The organism is Arthrobacter sp. UYP6, assembly GCF_040547315.1.
Taxonomy (GTDB): domain Bacteria; phylum Actinomycetota; class Actinomycetes; order Actinomycetales; family Micrococcaceae; genus Arthrobacter_B.
The window spans coordinates 60001-81126 of record NZ_JBEPPM010000007.1 but is presented as its reverse complement, the minus strand read 5'-3'; the positions used below and the strand labels follow the sequence as shown (position 1 = coordinate 81126).

20 protein-coding genes are annotated in these 21126 nt (G+C 66.1%); 2 read left to right on the top strand and 18 right to left on the bottom strand.

Annotation, left to right across the window (positions count from 1 at the left end; genetic code table 11):
- Nucleotides 1-9: 9 nt before the first annotated feature.
- On the top strand, nucleotides 10-954 hold the full coding sequence (locus ABIB35_RS07845; protein ID WP_354180318.1) for an aminoglycoside phosphotransferase family protein: 945 nt from the start codon (nucleotides 10-12) through the stop codon (nucleotides 952-954).
- Between the two features lie 27 nt (nucleotides 955-981).
- On the opposite strand, the gene ABIB35_RS07840 is transcribed toward ABIB35_RS07845, so the two are convergent.
- The 18 genes from ABIB35_RS07840 to ABIB35_RS07755 all read right to left on the bottom strand — a co-directional run bounded on the left by ABIB35_RS07840 (nucleotide 982) and on the right by ABIB35_RS07755 (nucleotide 20275).
- Nucleotides 982-1779 (bottom strand): sulfite exporter TauE/SafE family protein, encoded by a 798-nt coding sequence (locus ABIB35_RS07840; RefSeq protein WP_354180316.1) that lies wholly within the window; start codon nucleotides 1777-1779, stop codon nucleotides 982-984.
- A 9-nt stretch (nucleotides 1780-1788) separates the two neighbouring features.
- A complete protein-coding gene (locus ABIB35_RS07835; RefSeq protein ID WP_354180463.1) occupies nucleotides 1789-3588 on the bottom strand; it encodes a proline--tRNA ligase in 1800 nt (599 codons plus the stop codon).
- 180 nt (nucleotides 3589-3768) lie between these two features.
- Nucleotides 3769-4485, bottom strand: coding sequence for a hypothetical protein (locus ABIB35_RS07830; protein WP_354180315.1), 717 nt, complete (start codon nucleotides 4483-4485; stop codon nucleotides 3769-3771).
- A 144-nt stretch (nucleotides 4486-4629) separates the two neighbouring features.
- Nucleotides 4630-5538: a GNAT family N-acetyltransferase gene (locus ABIB35_RS07825; RefSeq protein ID WP_354180313.1), complete on the bottom strand. Its 909-nt coding sequence runs from the start codon at nucleotides 5536-5538 to the stop codon at nucleotides 4630-4632.
- Complete coding sequence (ispG, locus tag ABIB35_RS07820; protein WP_354180462.1) at nucleotides 5513-6679, bottom strand: flavodoxin-dependent (E)-4-hydroxy-3-methylbut-2-enyl-diphosphate synthase; 1167 nt, start codon at nucleotides 6677-6679, stop codon at nucleotides 5513-5515. Before ispG ends, ABIB35_RS07825 begins: the two co-directional genes overlap by 26 nt.
- A gap of 111 nt (nucleotides 6680-6790) precedes the next feature.
- A complete protein-coding gene (locus tag ABIB35_RS07815; protein WP_354180311.1) occupies nucleotides 6791-7081 on the bottom strand; it encodes a YciI family protein in 291 nt (96 codons plus the stop codon).
- Between the two features lie 25 nt (nucleotides 7082-7106).
- Nucleotides 7107-7607: a hypothetical protein gene (locus ABIB35_RS07810; RefSeq protein ID WP_354180309.1), complete on the bottom strand. Its 501-nt coding sequence runs from the start codon at nucleotides 7605-7607 to the stop codon at nucleotides 7107-7109.
- Nucleotides 7607-8266, bottom strand: a complete 660-nt coding sequence (locus tag ABIB35_RS07805; protein WP_354180308.1) for a MarR family transcriptional regulator — start codon at nucleotides 8264-8266, stop codon at nucleotides 7607-7609. The genes ABIB35_RS07810 and ABIB35_RS07805 overlap by 1 nt, the downstream gene beginning before the upstream one ends.
- Before the next feature lie 73 nt (nucleotides 8267-8339).
- Nucleotides 8340-9686, bottom strand: coding sequence for a M50 family metallopeptidase (locus ABIB35_RS07800; RefSeq protein ID WP_354180306.1), 1347 nt, complete (start codon nucleotides 9684-9686; stop codon nucleotides 8340-8342).
- A 73-nt stretch (nucleotides 9687-9759) separates the two neighbouring features.
- Nucleotides 9760-11004: a 1-deoxy-D-xylulose-5-phosphate reductoisomerase gene (gene dxr, locus ABIB35_RS07795; RefSeq protein ID WP_354180305.1), complete on the bottom strand. Its 1245-nt coding sequence runs from the start codon at nucleotides 11002-11004 to the stop codon at nucleotides 9760-9762.
- Between the two features lie 506 nt (nucleotides 11005-11510).
- Nucleotides 11511-12185, bottom strand: coding sequence for an NAD(P)H-binding protein (locus tag ABIB35_RS07790; RefSeq protein WP_354180303.1), 675 nt, complete (start codon nucleotides 12183-12185; stop codon nucleotides 11511-11513).
- Between the two features lie 151 nt (nucleotides 12186-12336).
- Nucleotides 12337-13134 carry an HpcH/HpaI aldolase/citrate lyase family protein gene (locus ABIB35_RS07785; RefSeq protein ID WP_354180460.1) on the bottom strand — a complete coding sequence of 266 codons (798 nt, stop codon included), beginning with the start codon at nucleotides 13132-13134 and terminating at the stop codon, nucleotides 12337-12339.
- A gap of 116 nt (nucleotides 13135-13250) precedes the next feature.
- On the bottom strand, nucleotides 13251-13736 hold the full coding sequence (locus ABIB35_RS07780) for a MaoC family dehydratase (RefSeq protein WP_354180458.1): 486 nt from the start codon (nucleotides 13734-13736) through the stop codon (nucleotides 13251-13253).
- A gap of 31 nt (nucleotides 13737-13767) precedes the next feature.
- Nucleotides 13768-14409, bottom strand: coding sequence for a 3-oxoacid CoA-transferase subunit B (locus ABIB35_RS07775; RefSeq protein WP_354180301.1), 642 nt, complete (start codon nucleotides 14407-14409; stop codon nucleotides 13768-13770).
- 1 nt (nucleotide 14410) lies between these two features.
- Complete coding sequence (locus ABIB35_RS07770; protein ID WP_354180299.1) at nucleotides 14411-15190, bottom strand: CoA transferase subunit A; 780 nt, start codon at nucleotides 15188-15190, stop codon at nucleotides 14411-14413.
- Between the two features lie 85 nt (nucleotides 15191-15275).
- Nucleotides 15276-16451, bottom strand: a complete 1176-nt coding sequence (locus tag ABIB35_RS07765) for an acyl-CoA dehydrogenase family protein (RefSeq protein ID WP_354180297.1) — start codon at nucleotides 16449-16451, stop codon at nucleotides 15276-15278.
- The gene (locus ABIB35_RS07760) at nucleotides 16438-18663 is read right to left on the bottom strand and encodes an acetyl/propionyl/methylcrotonyl-CoA carboxylase subunit alpha (RefSeq protein WP_354180296.1); all 2226 of its coding nucleotides are present in this window, start codon (nucleotides 18661-18663) and stop codon (nucleotides 16438-16440) included. Before ABIB35_RS07760 ends, ABIB35_RS07765 begins: the two co-directional genes overlap by 14 nt.
- A gap of 7 nt (nucleotides 18664-18670) precedes the next feature.
- Entirely contained in the window at nucleotides 18671-20275 is a 1605-nt protein-coding gene (locus ABIB35_RS07755) for a carboxyl transferase domain-containing protein (protein ID WP_354180295.1), read from the bottom strand.
- Between the two features lie 158 nt (nucleotides 20276-20433).
- Between ABIB35_RS07755 and ABIB35_RS07750 the strand changes: the two genes are divergently transcribed.
- A complete protein-coding gene (locus ABIB35_RS07750) occupies nucleotides 20434-21090 on the top strand; it encodes a TetR/AcrR family transcriptional regulator (RefSeq protein WP_354180293.1) in 657 nt (218 codons plus the stop codon).
- Nucleotides 21091-21126 lie beyond the last annotated feature (36 nt).

Here is a 21126-nt window from a genome sequence, read left to right as displayed (position 1 = left end):
GCCTGAAGGGTGTCTGTTCCTATTCCGCAGGAATTGCAGCGGCACTACGCCCGCACCCGCGCGGGTCGCGACTGGCTGGCGGGGCTTCCCCTGATCGTCTCCGAGGCCCTGGAGCGCTGGGAGCTCGCTCCGAACCTGCCGCACGGGACAGATCCGTGGCACGGCCACGGAGCTCTGGTACTTCCGGTCGCCTCACCGCGCGGGCCCGCCGTCCTGAAAGCCGCCTATCCGCATGACGAGGCACTGACGGAGCCAGCCGCGCTGGGCTTGTGGTCAGGGCACGGCGCGGTGCGGCTGTACGCCAGCCATTCCGACAGCGGCACCCTGCTGCTGGAACGGCTGGACCACCGCCGGAACCTGACTGAAACGGATATGGAGACCGCCCTTGAGGTCTGGGGCGGATTGGTGCGAAAACTCTCCCTGCCCGTGGCTGATACCCCCGACTGGGCCGGTGTCCCGTCCCTGGCGGAACGGGTGGAGCAGCTCTCCGATGAGCTGCCTGCGGACTGGGAAGACCTGGGCCGGCCGTTTCAGCGGACCCTGCTGGAGGCAGCGTTGGAGGTGTGCCAGACCCGAGGAATCGTAGGCCGGCGCAGCAGTAATGATGTCCTGGTCCACACCGATCTGCACTTTGGGAACATCCTGTATCGGGACGTCGGGTCCCCCCAGGATCGGGGCTTCGTGGCGATCGATCCGCAGGCCATGGTGGGCGAGCCTGAATTTGCTGCGGCCCCGATGCTGTGGAACCGGATGGATGAGCTGGACGCGGACCGGCCCAAGGCAGCGCTGCGCCGGCGGCTGGCACGGTTGTGCAGCTCGGCCGGGCTGGACCATGAGGTTGCCAGGCAGTGGAGCGTGCTGCGGGAAGTGGCCAACGCCCTGGAATACACCCGGACGGGCCAGCGAAGAGACGCCGAACGGTCGGTGTGGGTTGCCGCGGCCATCGCGGAGTGATCGCTGCCTTCACGGAGTGATCCGGGCCTAGCCGCGGATGTTCTCCACCCAGACGTCGTAGCCGAGCTTGCAGATCAGCACGCTGACCACCACGAGGAAAACAATACGGATGAACTTGCTGCCCTGCTTCACCGCCATCCGCGCACCGATGTAGCCGCCCACCATGTTGGCCACGCCCAGGATCAGGCCCACTCCCCAGAGCAGGGCACCGTTGGGCAGGAAGAAGGCCAGCGCCCCGAGGTTGGTTGCCATGTTCACGATCTTCGCCTTGGCGCTGGCTGCCAGGAAGTTGTAGCCCAGGAATGTGACCATGGCGATGATCAGGAAGGAACCGGTCCCCGGCCCAATCAGGCCGTCATAGAACCCGATCGCCAGGCCAATCCCGGCCGCGGTTCCGTAGTGCCTGCGGCCGGTGTGCCGGAGCTTGGTCAGCTCCCCCACCGTGGGCCGCAGCGCCGTAAACACGGCCACGGCAATCAGCGCAACGACAATGATTGGCTTGAAGACCGAGGACGGCAGCGAGACGGCCAAAGCCGCTCCCCCGAAGCTTCCGACCAGCGCGACGGCGGCCATGGGCAGGGCCGTCTTCAGGTCCGGATGGGCGCGGCGGTAGTACGTGAGCGCGCTGGTGGTGGTGCCGAAGATGGAACCCATCTTGTTGGTGGCCAGCGCCTGCACCGGTGTGATCCCCGGAATCAGCAGCAGGGCGGGAAGCTGCAGCAGCCCCCCGCCGCCCACTACGGCGTCAATCCAGCCCGCAGCAAGGCCCGCCACCACCACAAGGAGGATGGTGGCGAGCTGGATCTCCTCGAGACCGGAGACCACGCGGGGTGCTTACTGGGCAGCTGCGCGGCGCACGTACTCCACCGCTTCAGCCACCGGCACGTTTTCGGCAATGCCGGTGGCGCGGTCCTTGATCTCCACGACGCCGTCGGCCAGACCGCGGCCAACCACCAGGATGGTGGGAACACCGATCAGCTCGGCGTCGCCGAACTTTACGCCCGGGGACACCTTGGGACGGTCGTCGTAGATGACTTCCAGTCCCGCGGCTTCGAGCTCATCGGATAGCTTGGCTGCCGCTTCGAAGATCTCCTCGCCGCGGCCGGTGGCCACCACGTGGACATCCGCCGGAGCGACGGAGCGCGGCCAGATGATGCCCTTGTCGTCGTGGTTGGACTCGGCCAGGGCGGCGACGGCGCGGGTGACGCCCACACCGTAGGAGCCCATGGTCACGGTGACCAGCTTGCCGTTCTTGTCCAGCACCTTCACACCCAGCGCCTCAGCGTACTTGCGGCCGAGCTGGAAAATGTGGCCCATCTCAATGCCGCGGGCGGCTTCCAGGGGACCGGTTCCGTCCGGAGCCTCGTCACCCTCGCGGACCTCAACGGCCTCAATGACGCCGTCCCAGGTGAAGTCGCGGCCGGCCACCAGGCCGATGACATGCCGGCCCGCCGAGTTGGCGCCGGTAATCCAGCTGGTTCCGGAGACCACGCGCGGGTCCACCAGGTACAGCAGGCCGGTAGCCGACTCTGTGCCAAGGACCGGCTCATCGAGTGACAGGCCCGGACCGATGTAGCCCTTGACCAGGCCCGGATGCTTCTTGATGTCCTCGTCGGTTGCGGCTTGCACCTCCAGCTCCCCGCCGATCTCTACGTGCGCCGCGATGTTGGCTTCGATGCGCTTGAGGTCCACGGCGCGGTCGCCGGGTACGCCGACGACGACGATCCGGCGTTCGCCGGTGGGCAACGTCACGGCCAGGACCACGTTTTTCAGGGTGTCAGCGGCAGTCCACTCGCCGGATTCACGGCCGAACCGCTCGTTGGCCACAGCAACCAGGGTGTCAATGGTGGGCGTGTCCGGAGTATCCACCACCTGCGCGGCAGGGGCGCCGGTGTAATCGATCTCGGCCGGCGGGACGGTGGTGACGGCTTCGACATTGGCTGCATAGCCGCCGGCGGAACGCACATATGTGTCCTCGCCGACCGGCGTCGGGTACAGGAATTCTTCGCTCTTGGAGCCGCCCATGGCGCCGGAGACTGCAGATACCACCACAATTTCCAGGCCGAGGCGCTCGAAGATGCGCAGGTAGGCACCGCGGTGCGCCTGGTAGCTGGCCTCGAGGCCGTCGTCGTCAATATCGAAGGAGTAGGAATCCTTCATGATGAATTCACGGCCGCGCAGCAGGCCGGCGCGCGGCCGGGCCTCGTCGCGGTACTTGTTCTGGATCTGGAACAGGGAGACCGGCAGGTCCTTGTAGGAGCTGTAGAGGTCCTTGACCAGCAGCGCGAACATTTCCTCGTGCGTGGGGGCCAGCAGGTAGTCGTTGCCCTTGCGGTCCTGCAGGCGGAACAGGTTCTCGCCGTATTCGGTCCAGCGGTTGGTGGCCTCGTACGGTTCGCGCGGCAGCAGCGCCGGGAAGTGGACTTCCTGCGCGCCGATGGCGGCCATTTCCTCACGGATGATGGTCTCGACCTTGCCCAGGACGCGAAGTCCCAGCGGCAGCCAAGAGTAGATGCCGGGGGCGGCGCGGCGGATGTAGCCGGCCCGCACCAGCAAGCGGTGGCTGGCAACCTCGGCATCAGAGGGATCGTCACGCAGAGTGCGCAGGAAAAGAGTGGAGAGTCGAAGGACCACGCTGGGTATCCGTTTCTGCAGCCGGTGGCTGCATTCATGCTGGGACAAATGAGGGAAATACTGCTCCCCTCTAATCTAGCGCCTGCCGCCCCCGCTCCCGGACAAGCGGACGACGACGGCGGGGCCGGACCCGCAGCGCAGGTCCGGCCCCGGCTCGCACAGGTTTATTGTTGGCGCCCGTTACTTCTTTTCGAGTTCGCTGAGCGCCGCGTTGATGATTTCCTCGGCCGTCGACACCGCAGCGTCTGCGTCAACGGGATCAAACAGGGTGACGCTGAGATTGAGCGTGCCCGAGAGTCCGCTGACCGCGATGATTGACGCTTCCTCGTTGCCTGCCCTATTGATCACCGTCCGGTAGGCCTGCGTGGACGGTGCCTCGGTGGAAGCTTCCAAGCTTTCCACCGAGGCGGTAATGACTTTCCCGTCGAGCTCCATCTCAAAGTCAGTGCAGTCCTTGATGAGCTGCTCGCCGCTATCGGCCTGCTCCTCAAGGACTGACGCATCGTCGTAGCTGATCAACATCAGCGCGTCGCTGTCATCAAGCCCCACGGTTGCCAGGTTTCCGTCAGCAATCGTTTCGTCAAGGACGGACGACACAAGGGTGTTGCACTGTTCGGGCGTGGTCTTGATGTCTGCAAGGCTGAATTCTTCCAGCTGGGGACGCAGGGTGGCGTCATTCTCCACCTCGCCGGTCAGACTCTGGGAGGCCTTGACCGCGGTGAGCGCTGCTTCAAGTTCATCCGCTGTGTACTGCTCCTGCCCAACTGCCAGGGTGGGCGTGGGTGTTGGGGTGGCGGACGGCGAGGATTCGGATGCGGATTCGTCGGAGCCGCCGCAGCCCGAGAGCGCAAAGATCCCGGCTACGAGCAGCGCGCCGGCTTTCATGGTGTTCTTCATTGTTCCCCCAGTGATGTGCTGCTGCAGGCAGAACCCGCAGCGGCCGTAATAGTCAACACACTTTCCCTCGTATGAGGAAGTGCGCTGACAAGCTTAGGGCGGTGACGTGTCTCACGCGAAATTGCGGCGGCCGGCCGGAGTCCGTTAGAAGAGGATGGTGGCGAAGGTGCCCACCTGCTCAAACCCGACGGCTTCGTAGGTGGCGCGCGCGGGGGTGTTGTAGGAATTGACGTACAGGCTGACCAGTGGTGCCACCTGCCGGGCGGCCTCGACCACGGCGGACATATAGGGTGCACTGAGCCCGCGGCCGCGGTAGGCAGGATTCATCCACACACCCTGGATCTGGACGGCGCTGCTGGAGACGGTGCCCAGCTCCGCCTTGAACACCACCTGCCCGGAGGCGTCAAAGTCCACGAGCGACTGCTGGCGTGCAATCAGGGATTTGACCCGCTGGCGGTAGTGGTGGCTTCCGCCGGACATGGGCGAATACCCGACTTCCTCTTCAAACATGGCTGCGCACGCCGGCAACAGGACATCGAGTTCGGAGGGCTGGGCGTAGCGGAGCCCGGGTGCCGGCGCCACCCTGGTGCCTGCGGTCATCTGCAGCAGCGGCTGGTCGCTGCGGACGTCAAAAGGCCGGGGACTGGAGTGCTGCAGTTCGGACCAGATGGACAGCACTGCTTCTGCGGGTCCGAAGAGGGAGGAATAGCGGTGTCCCGAGCGGGCCAGATACTGTCCGATCTCGGGTCCGTTCTCAGCGGTGACTCCCACCGGCACCACATTCACTCCGGCCCAGCAGGCGGCGGTCAGCCCGCCGTCGTCGTCGAATACGCCGACAACCCGCCCGCCGGCCGCAGTGGGCGCGGCGGTGCGGGTTGATTCAAGGTGGGACAGCACAAAGATATTCGCCACCGGATCCTGCTCAGCGAGGGACCGGAGCGCGTCGGTGTCGTCCCTGCCCAGGATGCGCAGCGTCCCGGCACTGCCGCCGCGGATCTGCTCTCCGCTGCGGTCGGCAATCCCGGTCTTAGCCGACAGTAACCATGGGGCCACCCGTGCCAGCATTTTCGCCATCGGACTCCCCCATGCTCTCTGCGATCTTCATAGCCTCTTCAATGAGGGTCTCAACGATCTGGTCCTCGGGGACAGTCTTGATGACTTCCCCCTTCACGAAGATCTGGCCCTTGCCGTTGCCGGAGGCCACGCCGAGGTCTGCTTCACGGGCCTCGCCCGGTCCGTTGACCACGCAGCCCATGACGGCAACGCGCAGCGGAACCTCCATGCCTTCCAGCCCAGCGGTCACCTGCTCTGCGAGAGTGTACACGTCCACCTGGGCGCGGCCGCAGGACGGGCAGGACACAATCTCCAGCTTCCGCGGACGGAGGTTCAGAGACTGCAGGATCTGGTTGCCCACCTTGATTTCCTCAACCGGCGGAGCGGAGAGGGAAACCCGGATGGTGTCGCCGATGCCCTTGGACAACAGCGCACCGAAAGCGGTGGCGGACTTGATGGTGCCCTGGAACGAGGGACCGGCTTCGGTCACGCCCAGGTGCAGCGGCCAGTCGCCGCGTTCGGCCAACAGTTCGTAGGCGCGCACCATAACCACGGGGTCATTGTGCTTGACGGAAATCTTGAAGTCGTGGAAGTCATGCTCCTCGAAGAGGGACGCTTCCCAGACGGCGGACTCCACCAGTGCCTCGGGGGTTGCCTTGCCGTATTTGGCCAGCAGCCGCGGATCCAGCGACCCGGCGTTGACGCCAATGCGGATGGATGTCCCGTGGTCCTTGGCGGCCTGCGCGATTTCCTTGATCTGGTCATCGAACTTGCGGATGTTGCCCGGGTTGACCCGAACGGCCGCACAGCCGGCCTCGATGGCCGCGAAGACATACTTCGGCTGGAAGTGGATGTCCGCGATCACCGGGATCTGCGACTTTTTGGCGATGATCGGCAGGGCTGCCGCATCGTCGGCGCTGGGGCAGGCCACGCGCACAATGTCACAACCGGACGCCGTCAACTCCGCAATCTGCTGCAGAGTTGCGTTGATGTCCGTGGTGGGCGTTGTGGTCATGGACTGGACGCTGATGGGGAAATCGGATCCGACCCCCACCGACCCCACTTTGATTTGGCGGGTTTTGCGCCGCGGTGCAAGGGTGGGCGGCGGTGCTGCTGGCATTCCAAGGTTGACCGAGGTCAAAACGTCCTCCATGTGCCTTATCGGCAATTATTCGACAAAAGCACGGTGCAAATCCGCGCTAGTCCATTATCCACCCCGCACGGGTGCGGGCGTGCGAATATCGTTTAGGGCTTAGACAAGGTGGGCAAATGCGCCCATGGCGGGTGACCACTGCGTGGTCTTCATCCCGGAGATGGCGCCGACGGCGGCAAAGGGGTCCTGCTTGAGCAGGGAGTGAAGATCGTTTTCGTCTTCTGCCGTAAGAATCAGCAGCGCACCGGCTCCGTCCAGGAACGGACCCGATGCCAGCACACGGCCTTCCTTGACCAGATCCGCCAGCCACTGGCGGTGGCTGGGACGGTGCTCATCCCGGATAGAGGCGGAGTCGGCGTCATACACGTATTCAACTGCGAAAATGCTCATTGCTCCAGCCTACGGGATGACCGCTTCACAGCAGGAAGGCACGGGCTGCGGCCGCCACGCCCACGGCCCACAGCATGGAAGCCAGCGTGCCGATGATGAACCGTTCAGCTGCCGCCGGAGTTTCCTTCAACTCGGCGTAACGGCCCAGGCCCTTGATCGCCACCACGTAGGCGATGGCCACCGGTTCGGACGCGAGCACGGCCGCAGCGACGGCCAGCCGTTCGAGAACTCCGATCACCAGCCCGCCACGGAGGACGGATCCCGGCGCCGGGTGCCTGGTGCCGATGCGGACGGAGGGCGCCGCCGTCGCGCGCCCGGCCGCAAGACCCGGAGCAGCGAGTCCTCCGGCCGCGCGGTGTCCGGCAGCGAGTTCGGCGTCCCGATCCTGATCGGCGGCGGGATCGGCCTCGGAGAACGGCGGACCTGAAGCCTCCACTGCGCGTGCCAGCCGGAGTACCCCCGAGGTAACCGGCCAGCCCAGGGCGGCCGCAGCCAGCAGGGTGAGGACTATCCAGATGAAGTCCATCACTGGCGCTCCCTTCCGTTGGCGGAACCCGAACCCGCCGGACCGTCCGCTGACGGCTTGCCGGCCCGGGCCAGGCTGTCGGCCCGAGTCAGGAGCACGGCCGCCGCTGGACGGGCAGCCCACTCCTCCTGCCACCCGGCGCGGGCTGTGGTCTTACCCACTGACTGCGGGCTGATCCCGAGCTTACGGGCAGCGGCACTCTGGGAGCCCCAGGTTCCGGGTTCGACATGCTCCAGGATTCTCCACTGTTCAGCGCTCCGGTCCCTGATCAACCGTCCGATCAGCACCAGTACCGCCTCAGCCTCAGCAGCACCGGGCGCCCCCGCCACAGCCACCGGCGGGCGGTCACCGGTTTTCTTGGCCCGGTCCACGGCTTCGCGCGCCGCCACAAAAGCCGGGCCCGATGCCTCCCGGGTGCTAGCGGGCAAGGGGGTATCCACCGCTCCAATGCCTATGCCCACCGACCAGTTTCCGTCCCGGAGGGCGAGAAGTGCCGCCTCCACCGCCACGGCAGCATCGCCGGTAACGCCCTGGACTTCGTCACCCACCGACCGTTCGAAGGGTCGCTCCAGCGGCAGGTTCCCAAGCAGCTTGAGTAGATCCGGAACACGGTCCCGGCCACGGCGGCTGCCCTTTTGGTCAATCGTTAAGACGAACATGTTGAAACCGTATGCGGTTGTAATTGAAATTACAACCGTTTATGGCTTCAATCTGGAGCGAGGGTGCCGCGGCCTAGTTGAACAGGCTCACCGGTTTCACGATGTCCGCGTAGATCAGCAGCACGCTCATTCCCATGAGAAGCGCAAACACCACATAGGTCACCGGCAGCATTTTGGCCAGGTCAAAGTGCCCGGGGTCAGGCCGCTTGAAGAGTCTGGCGGTGCGCCGGCGCAGTCCTTCCCAGAGCGCTCCGGCCACGTGGCCGCCGTCCAGCGGCAGCAGCGGAATCAGGTTGAACACAAACAGCGCCAGGTTAACGCTGGCTACGAGGCCAATCAGGGTTGCCACCTTGCTGGCAACCGGCACCTCTTCGAGGGCGGAGATTTCGCCGGCAATGCGGCCCACCCCCACCACGCTGATGGGTCCGTTCGGATCCCGTTCTTCGGAGGAGAAGGCCGCCTTGCCCACGTCCACCACGCGCTGCGGCAGGTTGACGATAACACCGGCAATGCTTTGCAGGTTCTCTCCGACCGCAGGCAGGACTTCGGTGCCCGGCTGCCGGACCAGTTCCGTGGCGGCGGCCACGCCGATGAAGCCGACCTCCTTGGTCACCGGGTTACCGTTGTCGTCCGTCTGGGGGGCGCCGTCGTCGTCGGCCACGGGACGTTCGGTCAGCAGCGGGGTGATCAGGGTGCTCTGTTCCACACCGTCGCGTTCATAGGTGACGGGCACTGAGCGGCCGGCGGCTTCCTTGATCCGGGCCGAAAGATCGTCCCAGCCGGCCACCGGCTGCCCGTCAAAGGAGGTGATGGTGTCACCGGGCAGCAGCCCTGCCTCGTACGCCGGGGCGGCCGGATCAGCCTCGGTGCATTCCGTCTGGCCCTGTGCCGCCTGGTCCGAGGTGATCACGCACTGGTTGACTTCGGCGAGCCGGGTGGTGCTCTGAGCGGTGCCGAAGCCCATGAGCAGCACGGCGAAAAGCACAACACCGATCAGCAGGTTCATGAAGGGCCCGCCGAGCATCACGATGATGCGCTTCCAGATCGGCAGGTTGTAGAACATCCGGTTCTCGTCGCCGGGCTGCAGCTGCTCCGCTGCGGCGGCACGTGCGTCCGTAGCCAGCTGCTGGAACATTCCGGTGCTGGAGGCACGCACGGTGCCGTCGGCGTCGTCGGCCTTGTTGGGTGGATACATGCCCACCATGGACACGTAACCGCCCAGCGGCAGCGCCTTGACGCCGTATTCGGTTTCGCCGCGACGCCGGGAAAACACGGTGGGACCGAACCCGATCATGTACTGCGTCACCCGGACCTTGAAGGCCTTGGCCGGCACCAGGTGGCCCACTTCGTGCAGGGCAATGGACACGGCGATTCCCACCGCCACGAACAGGACGCCCAAGATGAAGAGCAGAACGTTCAACGAATTTCCTTCGGGTCAGGGGGACAACGGATCGGTGCGGATCAGTGCGCGGCGGGTACGCCGGGGCGGAGACCTACCTCCCGCAGCGTTTGCGTGCCGCGGTACGGGCCCACTGTTCCGCAGCCAGCACCGACTCCAGCGTCAGGGGCGCGGAGTCAGAGTGTTCAGCCAGTACGGCGGAGATCGTATCAACGATGTCTGTGAAACCAATGAGACCGTCGTGGAAGGCGTCCACGGCCTCCTCATTGGCTGCGTTGTACACCGCCATGCCGGTGCCACCGGCTGCAGCGGTGCGCTTAGCCAGCTCGACGGCGGGGAAGGCTTCCACGTCCAGCGGCTCAAACGTCCACTCGGTGGCCTTGGTCCAGTCGCACGGCTTGGCGGCTCCCGGAACGCGGTGCGGCCAGCCCATGCCCAGGGCGATGGGCAGGCGCATGTCCGGGGGTGAAGCCTGGGCAATGGTGGAGCCGTCCACAAACTGGACCATGGAATGCACTATCGACTGGGGATGCACCACCACGTCGATCTGCTCCAGCGGAACGTCGAAGAGCAGATGGGCCTCAATGACCTCCAGGGCCTTGTTGACCATGGAGGCGGAGTTGGTGGTGATCACGCGGCCCATCTTCCAGGTGGGGTGGGCCAGCGCCTGGTCGGGAGTGACGTTCTTCAGCTCTGACCGTTTCATGCCACGGAACGGCCCCCCGGAGGCCGTGACTATCAGCCGGTCCACTTCCTGTGCGGTGCCGGACCGCAGCGCCTGGGCCAGCGCGGAGTGTTCTGAGTCCACGGGCACCAGCTGCCCGGGAGCGGCGGCGCGCTTGACCAGTTCCCCACCCACAATCAGGGATTCCTTGTTGGCCAGTGCCAGCAGATGTCCGGCGGCAAGCGCTGCCAGGGTGGGTTCCAGGCCTATAGAGCCGGTGATGCCGTTGAGGACCACTTCCGCTTCGGGCCAGGCGGCAATAGCGGTGGCGGCGGACGGTCCGGTGAACAGCTCCGGATCGTAGTCCGTAACACCGGCGTCGCGGGCGGCGTCCTGCACCGCTTTGTGCAGGGTGGCGGTGTCCACCAGCGCGCAGCCCACTGCGGCAGCCCGGGTGTGCACGGCTTGCCGGGCCAACAGCTCAAGGTTGGACCCGCCGGCGGCGAGGGCAACAATGGTGAAGAGTTCAGGGGCGTCGTCTGCCACGTCAATGGCCTGGGTACCGATGGACCCGGTGGAGCCCAGAAGCACCACGCGGCGGGGCACGCCGTCGGTGCTGCCGAAGGGGCGGCCGGTGGCTGCGGACGGGGTGCCGGGAATTCCTGAAAGCTGCATCCTTCCAGTATCGCGCACCGGCAAGGTCCGCGACGGTTGGGAAGCCTCCAAAGGGACCGGAACTGCCTGGGAGCGCCTGGAAGACTTCACAGGCCATGCGTCAAAGACCCGGTCGGAGGGAGCGGCATCCACCCCCTGGACTTCGACGGCCTTGTCAGTGCAGCAGGACCCGGTGGGGCGAGGATGCTCGCCTGCCCCGGATCCCTTGTGCAGATAACGGGACCAAACGGACAGCCCGCCAATCGCTCGTGCAGATATTCGTGCAGCTAACGGGGGCAAACGGACCTATTCGGACCGAACAAGACCCTGATCAGCACGAAGGATTCCGACAGGACCATCCAGTGTGCAGCTCTGGCGGCTTCGCGCCCCCACCGTCTCATCCGGTGTGCAGCTCTGGCGGCTTCGCCTCACTCCGAGTCGCCATATCTGCACACACGTTGGTGGAAGGGCCCAGACCTCCCGCCATATCTGCCCACACGGGGACCTGACGGCATAGGAACGGGCGGCTAAAGCGTGATGGGCAGGGCCGCCACGGCATCGGGGATGCTCTCGGAGCCGGAGACGACTTCCAGGATCTGCCGGCTGCCCCGGCCAGTGTTCATCAGCTCCGCGAGGACGGCGGCCACGTCATGCCGGGGAATGCTGCCAGCCTCCACGCTCGGAGCCAGATTCACCAGCCCCACCGCGGGATCATCCGTCAGCCGACCCGGTCGAAGGATGGTCCAGTCCAGGTCCCGGGTGACCAGATCCTCCTCAGCGGCGAGCTTCGCTATGAGATAGGCGTACATGGCATCTGCGAGGCCGTCGGGACGGGCTCCGTCCCTCACCGCGTCCAGCCCGACGGAGGAAATCTGGACAAACCGGGCCACGCCGGCCTGCTCAGCGCCCTCGGCCAGCAGCACTGCGGCGCCACGGTCAACGCTGTCCTTGCGTTCCACACTGCTGCCCGGTCCCGCGCCCGCAGCGAAGACCGCCGCATCGGCGCCGGTCAGGACCTGGATGACGTCGTCGGTGGTGCTGTTCTCCAGGTCCATAATCACCGGGGCGACGCCGTCGGCCTCGAGATCCGCCACGTGGTCCGGGTTCCGGATCAGGCCGGCCACATCATGGTCATGGGCGGCGAGCAGCCTGCCCAGTTCGCGGGCAATCTGTCCATGGGCTCCTGCTATGACTATGCGCATCTTTCGAAGGTAGCGCAGCCCGCGCCCGGTGTCCCGGGCTGCCGGCGAAACCCGCCCCGGCAGCCCGGAGACGGCGGCCCCGGACAGGCCCCGGATCGGCGCACGGCCATCAGATCAGCGGACCAGCGGACTCACCGTCAACAGGCGAGCGTCAGCGGCCCGCCCGGCGCAGGATCAGCTGTGCCTGCTTCAGCAGCGGGCCGTCGATCATTTCGCCGCGGAAACTGAACACCCCGCCGTGGTTGACCGCTTCGGCAATCACATCCGCTGCGTAGGAAACTTCATCCTCGGACGGCGCATACGCCGCCCGGACCGCTGCCACCTGTCCCGGATGAATGCAGGCCTTGGCGGCGAATCCGGAGGCCACGGCGTCGCGCGCCTCGACCTCCAGGCCCGGGGTGTCCGCAATGTTGGAGTAGATCGAGTCAATGGCGCCCTTGCCGAATGCTCCGGCGGCCAGCAGCACCGTGGCACGTGCCTGCTGCGCCACGCCGCGGTAGGTGCCGTCCGGGCCGCGGCTGGAGTCCCCGCCCAGGGACGCCATCAGATCCTCGGCGCCCCACATGAGGGCGGCAACACAGGAGAGCTGGGCAATCTCCGACGCGCGGACCACGCCCAGAGCAGTTTCCAGCAGCGCGACGACGGTGAAGTCGGCGAGCGCCTCCCCCATGGCCGAGGCGTCTTCGGACTTGGCCACCATCAGCGTCCGGTACGGGGTCTGCCGCAGAGCCTCGAGGTCTTTCTTGAAGTCGTCGGTCCCCACGGGATTCACGCGCACCATAGTGGTGGCCGGATCGAGGCTGGAGGCAATGAGGTTTCGGCGGGCCGTGTCCTTGTCGCCGGGCGCGACGGCGTCTTCCAGGTCCAGGATCACCGCATCTGCCCGGTCGGCTGCCTTGGCGAACCGTTCAGGCCGGTCGCCCGGGCAGAAGAGCAGTGCAGGTCCCATAGGGAATGTGGTCACGCGGGTCTCCTCTAAACGTGAATTGTTTCTGTATGAATCGTTGCCTTCAACCTATCCTTCCGCCCCGACATGCCCACAAAACCGACGCCGGATCGGCCCCGTCAGCCGGCACTGCCGGCGGCCCGGGTCCAGACCAGCGCGGTGCGGGTGCACCGTCCCACCACCTCGCCGTCCTGGTTCCTGCCGGTATGGGCCAGAGTGACGATTCCTTGCCCCGGCCGGGAACCGGAGAGCCGCTTATCCAGCACTTCGGTCTCCGTAGACAGGGTGTCCCCGTGGAAGAGCGGGTGTGGAAAGCTGATCTCACCCAGTCCCAGCTGCGCCACCAGGGTGCCCTGGGTCAGCTGGCCCACGGATTGACCCACCATGGTGGCCAGCGTGAACATGGAATTAACCAGCCGCTGCCCAAATGGCTGCTCAGCGCTGTAGGCCGCATCCAGGTGCAGTCCCTGCGTGTTCATGGTCAGGGTGGTGAACAAGACGTTGTCCGCCTCGGTAACCGTGCGGCCCGGACGGTGCCGGTAGATCACCCCGGGTTCGAACTCCTCGAACCAGAGACCACGCTGCTCCACCACCCGGGGTGCCATGGCCAGCTCTTCGGTGCCGGCGTCCGGCTCCTCATACGTCAAGGTCCACCTCCAGGGGTGCGCCGGTGGCGGCAAGTACCTCGTCCACGCTGACGCCGGGCGCGGTTTCGCGCAGGATCAGCCCCTCCGGACCCACTTCGATGACGGCAAGGTCAGTGATGATCAGGTCCACGCAGGCGCGCCCGGTGAGCGGCAGCGAGCATTCGGTGACGATTTTCGGATTGCCGTTGCGGTCTGTGTGGTCCATCATCACGATCAGCTGTTTGGCGCCGAACACCAGATCCATGGCTCCGCCCATCCCCTTGACCATCTTGCCCGGGATCATCCAGTTGGCCAGATCACCGTTGGCGGCCACCTCCATGGCGCCCAGCACGGCCACGTCCACGTGCCCGCCGCGGACCATGCCAAAGGAGGCGGCGGAGTCAAAGAACGAGGCCCCGGCATTCACGGTGACGGTTTCCTTGCCCGCGTTGATCAGGTCCGCGTTCAGGTCCTCTTCCAGCGGATAGGGCCCGACGCCGAGTACCCCGTTTTCGGAGTGCAGCACCACTTCCACTCCCTCGGGAATGTAGTTGGGGATGAGGGTGGGCATGCCGATGCCGAGATTGACGTACTGCCCGTTCTCCAGTTCGCTGGCCACCCGGGCGGCCAGCTCTTCACGTGTCAGGGCCATGTCAGGCCTCCTTCTGGGAAGGTGCAGCTGCCGCGGAAGTCACTGTGCGTTTTTCGATTCGTTTCTCCCCCGGTCCCGTTGCGACTACGCGCTGAACGAAGATGCCGGGAACGTGAACCTGCGCAGGGTCAAGCTCCCCGGGTTCCACCAGTTCCTCCACCTCGGCGATGGTGATCTTTCCGGCCATCGCGCAGAGCGGGTTGAAGTTCATGGCGGTGGCGGCGAACACCAGATTTCCGTGCCGGTCCCCTTTCCAGGCATGCACCAGTGCGAAATCCGGGGTCAGGGACTCCTCCAGCACAAAGGGTGCGTTCCCGAAGGTGCGCACCTCCTTGGGGTCCGAGGCCTGCACCACCTCGCCCACGGCGTCGTACTTCTGCGGCAGCCCACCCTCGCTGACCTGTGTGCCCACCCCGGCGCTGGTATAGAAGGCGGGAATCCCGGCTCCGCCGGCCCGCAGTTTCTCGGCCAGCGTCCCCTGCGGAGTCAGGATGACCTCCAGCTCTCCGGACAGGAACTGGCGGGCAAACTCCTTGTTCTCCCCCACATAGGAGCTCACGGTGCGGCGGATGCGGTGATCGGCCAGCAGCCGGCCCAGCCCCCAGTCGTCCACCCCGCAGTTGTTGCTGACGGTCTCCAGATCGGTGGCGCCCTGCTCATGCAGGGCATCGATCAGTGCCACCGGAATTCCGCAGAGCCCAAAGCCGCCCACCGCCAGGGATGCGCCGTCGGGGATGTCGGCCACCGCTTCGGCAGCCGTGCCTACCACCTTGTCAATCATGAATCCGTCCGTTCGTTAATCGTCCTTGACCAACCCGCCGCACGCTTGATTTGCCGCACGCTCCAACCGGAGTGTTCCGCCTATCCTAGAGCCCCAGCTCCCGGGCGATGAGCATCAGCTGAACCTCGGTGGTGCCCTCGCCCACCTCCAGGATTTTGGAGTCGCGGTAGTGCCGGGCCACCCGGAATTCGTTGATAAAGCCGTAGCCGCCAAAGATCTGGGTGGCGTCCCGCGCGTTATCCATGGCGGCCTCGCCCGCCACCAGCTTGGCCATGGCGGCCTGTGTCTTGAACGGCTTGCCGGCCAGCATTCTGGCGGCGGCGTCGTAGTAGGCCAGCCGGGCGGTGTGGGCGCGGGTCTGCATCCGGGCAATTTTGAAGGAGATGGCCTGGTTGGTGCCTATGGCCGCGCCGAACGCCTGCCGCTCTTTGGCGTACCGCAGCGCCTCCTCCACGCAGCCCTGTGCCGCCCCCGTGGCGAGGGCGGCAATCGCGATGCGCCCCTCGTCCAGGATCTGCAGGAAGTTGGCGAAACCCCGGCCCTCGGCACCAAGCAGGTTGGCTTCCGGAACGCGGACGTTGTCCAGGGTCAGCGGATGGGTGTCGGAGGCGTTCCAGCCCACCTTGTTGTACGCCTTTTCCGCGGTGAAACCGGGGGTGTCGGTGGGCACCAGGATCGTGGAAATCTGCTTTTTGACCGTGGTTCCGCCCTGGCCGTCCGGCACCTCGGAGGTTCCGGTGACAGCGGTGACGGTGACCAGGCGGGTGATGTCGGTGCCGGAGTTGGTGATGAACTGCTTGGTTCCGTTGATCACCCACTGCCCGTTCTCGCGGTGCGCCTTGGTACGGGTGCCGCCGGCGTCGGATCCGGCCTCCGACTCGGTGAGCCCAAAACCGGCGAGCGCCTCTCCGGAGGCCAGCAGGGGCAGCCACTGCTGCTTCTGCTCCTCAGTGCCGAAGCGGTAGACCGGCATCGCGCCCAGGGACACGCCGGCTTCCAGGGTGATGGCCACCGACTGGTCCACCCGGGCCAGCTGCTCCAGCGCCAGCGCCAGCGCAAAATAGTCGCCGCCCATACCGCCAAACTCCTCCGGGAACGGCAGCCCGAACAGGCCCATCTCCCCCATCTGCGCCACCAGCTTGTACGGGAAGCTGTGCTCCTCGTCGTGCTGGGCGGAAACGGGAGCCACCACTGTGTCCGCGAAGTCACGGACCATGTCCACCAGGTCCTGGTAATCCTGGCTCAATTCAAAGTCCGGCATGTCCTGCTCCTTCTAGCGGTTCGGCTGTCCCTGCGGCGGAAGTGGCCGCCGAGCGTGGTGCGGGTTCCTTGGATGACTCTTCTTCTGCGGGTTCCGGATCGGGTGTCACCACGGCCAGCACCTGGTCGGCCCTGACCAGGTCACCGGGGCGCAGGTTCACCGAGACGACGCCGGCCGCCGGGGCAACAAGCTGGTGCTCCATTTTCATGGCCTCCACGCGCAGCAGCGGCTGCCCGGCGGTGACCCGGTCGCCGTCGGCCACGGCCACGGCCACCACGGTTCCGGGCATCGGCGAGCGCAGCACCGGATCTGCGGCACCCTCGGCCCGTCCGGCTGCGGCGCGCTCGGCGGCCAGCAGCTCGGTCCGGGTCCTGCGCCGCAGCGGTGCGGCATAGCCGGCGTCGGCGATCCACAGGACGCCCGGCCCGCCGCCCTGCCCCGGAACGGAAACCAGGGTGAGCGGGTGCACGACGCCGTCGACGGTCACCAGGGTGCGGGGGCCGTCCCGCAGCAGCGACGCGCGCCGCTCCGGTCCTCCGTTGACGCTGACGCTGACGCTGACCGCGGAGTCGGCGGCGGCAGCATCGGCGGCGCTGTCTGCGGCACCGGAGCGGACTGTGACGACGTCGTCGGGCAGTTGGGGGTCAGCCGCCGCGAAGACCAGGCTCAGTGGAGCCCGCACACCCAGCCGCCAGCCGTCGCCGCGGCGCCAGGGGGAACTCGCCGTTGATGCTACGCCGGACGACGCCGGGGAGGTGTCGGAACTCCCCCGGGTTCCCGGGGCCGCCAGATCCGACACTGTCGCCAGGGCTGCGGCGATCAGCTCCGGTTCGGCGGGCCGGCGGAAGGCCAGATCCGGCAGTTTCCGCTCGATCATGGTGGTGTCCAGCCGCCCGGCCCGAACATCCGGGTCATTGATCAGCAGGCGCAGGTATTCGATGTTGGTGCCGATGCCCAGAATCACCGTCTGCGCCAGCGCCGCATCCAGCCGGTGCAGCGCGGTGTCCCGGTCCGGACCCCAGGCGATGATCTTCGCCAGCATTGGATCGTAGGAAGAGGAGACCGCCAGGCCCGGCAGCAGGGAGGAGTCCACGCGGATCCCCTCCCCGGACGGCTCCTGCAGGAAATGGACGGTGCCGGAGGTGGGCAGAAAGTCCCTGGCGGGATTTTCCGCATACACCCGGGCTTCCACGGCGTGTCCGTCCAGCCGGATGTCGCCCTGGTCCAGGTCCAGCTTTTCTCCGGCGGCGATGCGCACCTGCTCCTGAACCAGGTCCAGGCCGGTGACCATTTCCGTCACCGGGTGCTCCACCTGCAGCCGGGTGTTCATTTCCATGAAGAAGAACTCACCCGGTGCGGCGTCCGAGACCAGGAACTCGACGGTTCCCGCGCCGGTGTAGTCCACGGACCGGGCGGCCTCGCACGCGGCCTCGCCGATCCGGGCACGCGTGGCCTCATCCAGCAGCACGGACGGCGCTTCCTCAATGACTTTCTGGTGCCGGCGCTGCAGCGAGCACTCCCGCTCCCCCAGATGGATGACGTTGCCGTGTGTGTCCGCCAGGATCTGGACTTCGATGTGCCGGGGCACCGCGATGAGCCGTTCCAGGAACAGGGTGTCATCGCCGAAGGCCGAAGCCGCCACCCGGCGTGCAGTGGGCAGGACGTCCGGCAGCTGATCCGCCCGCTCCACCACGTGCATGCCCTTGCCGCCGCCGCCGGCGGAGGGCTTGATCAGCAGCGGGAACCCCACCCCGGCCGCGGCAGCAATGAGTTGCTCATCGCTCAGGTTCGGTTCGGCGATGCCGGGAACCACGGGCACGCCGTGGGAGGAGACATGGTTCTTGGACCGGATCTTGTCCCCCATCAGTTCCAGCGCCTTCATCCCGGGGCCAATGAACACGATCCCCGCCGCGTCCAGGGCACGGGCAAAATCCAGGCTCTCGCTGAGGAAGCCGTAGCCGGGGTGGACGGCCTGCGCGCCGACGCTCCGGCAGGCGGCCAGGACGGCATCCACCTTCAGGTAGCTTTCCCGGGGTGCGGCCGGACCCAGCCGCACCGCAACATCGGCCTCCCGCACGTGGCGGGCCCCGGCGTCGTCGTCGCTGTAGACCGCGGCGGAGCGGATGCCCATCCGGCGCAGCGTGGCGATGATGCGGCAGGCAATTTCGCCCCGGTTGGCCACCAGGACCGTGTCAAAAAGTTTCTCGGTCATTTCTGCCTCACATCCGGAAGAGGCCGAAGGAGGTCTCCGGCAGCGGGGCGTTAGCGCACACATCCAGGGCCAGGCCCAGGACCGTGCGGGTGTCCGCCGGGTCAATGACGCCGTCGTCCCACAGCCGCGCCGTGGAGTAATACGGGCTGCCCTGAGTTTCGTAGGTGTCGAGGATGGGTGCTTTGAAGGCTTCTTCGGCGTCGGCGGGCCAGTCCTCGCCGCGGGCTTCGAGCTGGTCCCGCTTGACGGTGGCCAGCACCGAGGAGGCCTGGGCGCCGCCCATGACCGAGATCCGCGCAGCCGGCCACATCCACAAAAAGCGCGGACTGTAGGCGCGGCCGCACATCGAGTAGTTCCCGGCACCGAAGGAGCCGCCCACAATCACTGTCAGCTTGGGCACCCGGGCCGTGGCCACGGCGGTGACCATTTTGGCGCCGTTCTTGGCGATCCCGCCGGCCTCGTAGTCCCGGCCCACCATGAACCCGGAAATGTTCTGCAAAAAGATCAGGGGAATACCGCGCTGGTCGCAAAGTTCAATAAAGTGGGCGCCTTTGAGCGCTGATTCGGAGAACAGGACCCCGTTGTTGGCCACGATGCCCACGCGGTGTCCGTGCAGGCGGGCGAAACCGGTGACCAGGGTGGCGCCGTATTCCTTCTTGAATTCAGCAAACTCGCTGCCGTCCACCAGCCGGGCAATCAGTTCGCGCACGTCGTAGGGGGTCTGCAGGTCCGCGGGCACCGCCCCGTAAATTTCCTCCTCGGAGTACGACGGCGGCCGGGTGGGCAGGATCTCCCACGCCGGGGTGTGTTCGGGCAGGGTTTCCACGATGGTGCGTACGATCTCCAGGGCGTGGGCGTCATTGTCGGCCAGATGGTCGGTGACGCCACTGACGCGCGAGTGCAGGTCACCCCCGCCGAGCTCCTCGGCCGTGACGATTTCCCCGATGGCGGCCTTCACCAGCGGGGGGCCGCCCAGGAAGATGGTGCCCTGGTTGCGCACAATGACGGTTTCGTCGCTCATCGCCGGTACGTAGGCGCCGCCGGCGGTGCAGGAGCCCAGCACAGCGGAAATCTGCGGGATCTTCCGTGCGGACATCTGTGCCTGGTTGTAGAAGATCCGGCCAAAGTGTTCCCGGTCCGGAAAAACGTCATCCTGTTTGGGCAGGAACGCTCCGCCGGAATCCACCAGATAAATGCACGGCAGGCGGTTTTCCAGCGCAATTTCCTGGGCCCGAAGATGTTTTTTCACCGTCATCGGATAGTAGGTGCCGCCCTTGACGGTGGCGTCGTTGGACAGCACCATGACGTGCCGTCCCTGCACCAGGCCGATGCCCGCGATCAGGCCCGCCCCGGGGCACTCGTCGTTGTACATGCCGTCCGCGGCCAGCGGGGAGATCTCCAGGAACGGGCTTCCCTCATCAAGCAGCCGGTCCACGCGGTCACGCGGGAGCAGCTTGCCCCGGGCGGAGTGGCGTTCACGGGACCGTTCGGGCCCGCCCAGTGCGGCCTGGGCCAGCCGTTTGCGCAGGTCCTGCACAAGCTCGCCCTGTTCGGCGGTATTCCGGGAATACTCGGGTGAAGCGGGATCCAGCCGGGTTGCAAGGGTCTCCATTGACGTCTCTCTGCTTAGCGCGGAGGGCGGTTCCCCTGCTCCGGAACTGCCAACCACCAGTTAATGACGGCTAACTCAAATCAGGTTATTGGTTATTAACTCACCTGTCCACCACAATAGAAGTTGCTCTTGGAATCTAATCTGCCGGAAAGGTTGGCATGGACGCAGCCAAAGAAGAAGCATCCACAGCAACCCAGCCCAAACAGGGGGCACCCCTCCCCGGCCCCCGAACCACCGGGCGCAGCCTGGCAAAGGCTTCCCGCCGGGCAGCGATGCTTGATGCCGCCGCAGCGCTCTTCGCCGAGCGCGGCTATAACGGGGTGTCCATTGAAGAGCTCGGTGCGGCCGCAGGCGTCAGCGGCCCCGCCGTCTATCGTCATTTCAGCGGCAAACCGGCGGTGCTTTCGGCACTGCTGGTCGGCGTGAGCGAGGACCTGCTGTACGGCGGAAAGGCCGTGGTGGCCGAGTCCTCCACAGCAGAAGCTGCCCTGCGCGGACTGGTGGAATTCCAGGTGGACTTTGCCCTGCGCCAGGCCAACGTGATCAGGGTTCAGGACCGGGACCTCAACAGCCTGCCCGCCGAGGACGAACGCACTGTGCGGTTGCTTCAGCGCCAGTATGTGGAGGTCTGGGTTGATGCGCTTGCCGCGTTGCATCCCGACTGCGGACTTCCGCTGCTACGGCACCGGGCGCAGGCAGTCTTCGGACTGATCAACTCCACCTCGCACACGCTGCACGGAAAAATGAATCCCCGGGAAACGGCACGGCTGAGGTCGCTGCTTGAAACCATGGCATGGGCCGCCCTGAATGCCTAGTAGTCTGGACCAAACCCCTCGAGCAGAAAGACCTGC

Bases quoted from the DNA above. Each gene is read 5' to 3' on its own strand.
- ABIB35_RS07830 (WP_354180315.1), bottom strand. From the start codon at position 4,485: ATGAAGAACACCATGAAAGCCGGCGCGCTGCTCGTAGCCGGGATCTTT.
- ABIB35_RS07815 (WP_354180311.1), bottom strand. From the start codon at position 7,081: ATGAGCATTTTCGCAGTTGAATACGTGTATGACGCCGACTCCGCCTCT.
- ABIB35_RS07810 (WP_354180309.1), bottom strand. From the start codon at position 7,607: ATGGACTTCATCTGGATAGTCCTCACCCTGCTGGCTGCGGCCGCCCTG.
- ABIB35_RS07805 (WP_354180308.1), bottom strand. From the start codon at position 8,266: ATGTTCGTCTTAACGATTGACCAAAAGGGCAGCCGCCGTGGCCGGGAC.
- dxr (WP_354180305.1), bottom strand. From the start codon at position 11,004: ATGCAGCTTTCAGGAATTCCCGGCACCCCGTCCGCAGCCACCGGCCGC.
- ABIB35_RS07790 (WP_354180303.1), bottom strand. From the start codon at position 12,185: ATGCGCATAGTCATAGCAGGAGCCCATGGACAGATTGCCCGCGAACTG.
- ABIB35_RS07785 (WP_354180460.1), bottom strand. From the start codon at position 13,134: ATGGGACCTGCACTGCTCTTCTGCCCGGGCGACCGGCCTGAACGGTTC.
- ABIB35_RS07780 (WP_354180458.1), bottom strand. From the start codon at position 13,736: ATGGCACCCCGGGTGGTGGAGCAGCGTGGTCTCTGGTTCGAGGAGTTC.
- ABIB35_RS07775 (WP_354180301.1), bottom strand. From the start codon at position 14,409: ATGGCCCTGACACGTGAAGAGCTGGCCGCCCGGGTGGCCAGCGAACTG.
- ABIB35_RS07770 (WP_354180299.1), bottom strand. From the start codon at position 15,190: ATGATTGACAAGGTGGTAGGCACGGCTGCCGAAGCGGTGGCCGACATC.
- ABIB35_RS07765 (WP_354180297.1), bottom strand. From the start codon at position 16,451: ATGCCGGACTTTGAATTGAGCCAGGATTACCAGGACCTGGTGGACATG.
- ABIB35_RS07760 (WP_354180296.1), bottom strand. From the start codon at position 18,663: ATGACCGAGAAACTTTTTGACACGGTCCTGGTGGCCAACCGGGGCGAA.
- ABIB35_RS07755 (WP_354180295.1), bottom strand. From the start codon at position 20,275: ATGGAGACCCTTGCAACCCGGCTGGATCCCGCTTCACCCGAGTATTCC.
- ABIB35_RS07750 (WP_354180293.1), top strand. From the start codon at position 20,434: ATGGACGCAGCCAAAGAAGAAGCATCCACAGCAACCCAGCCCAAACAG.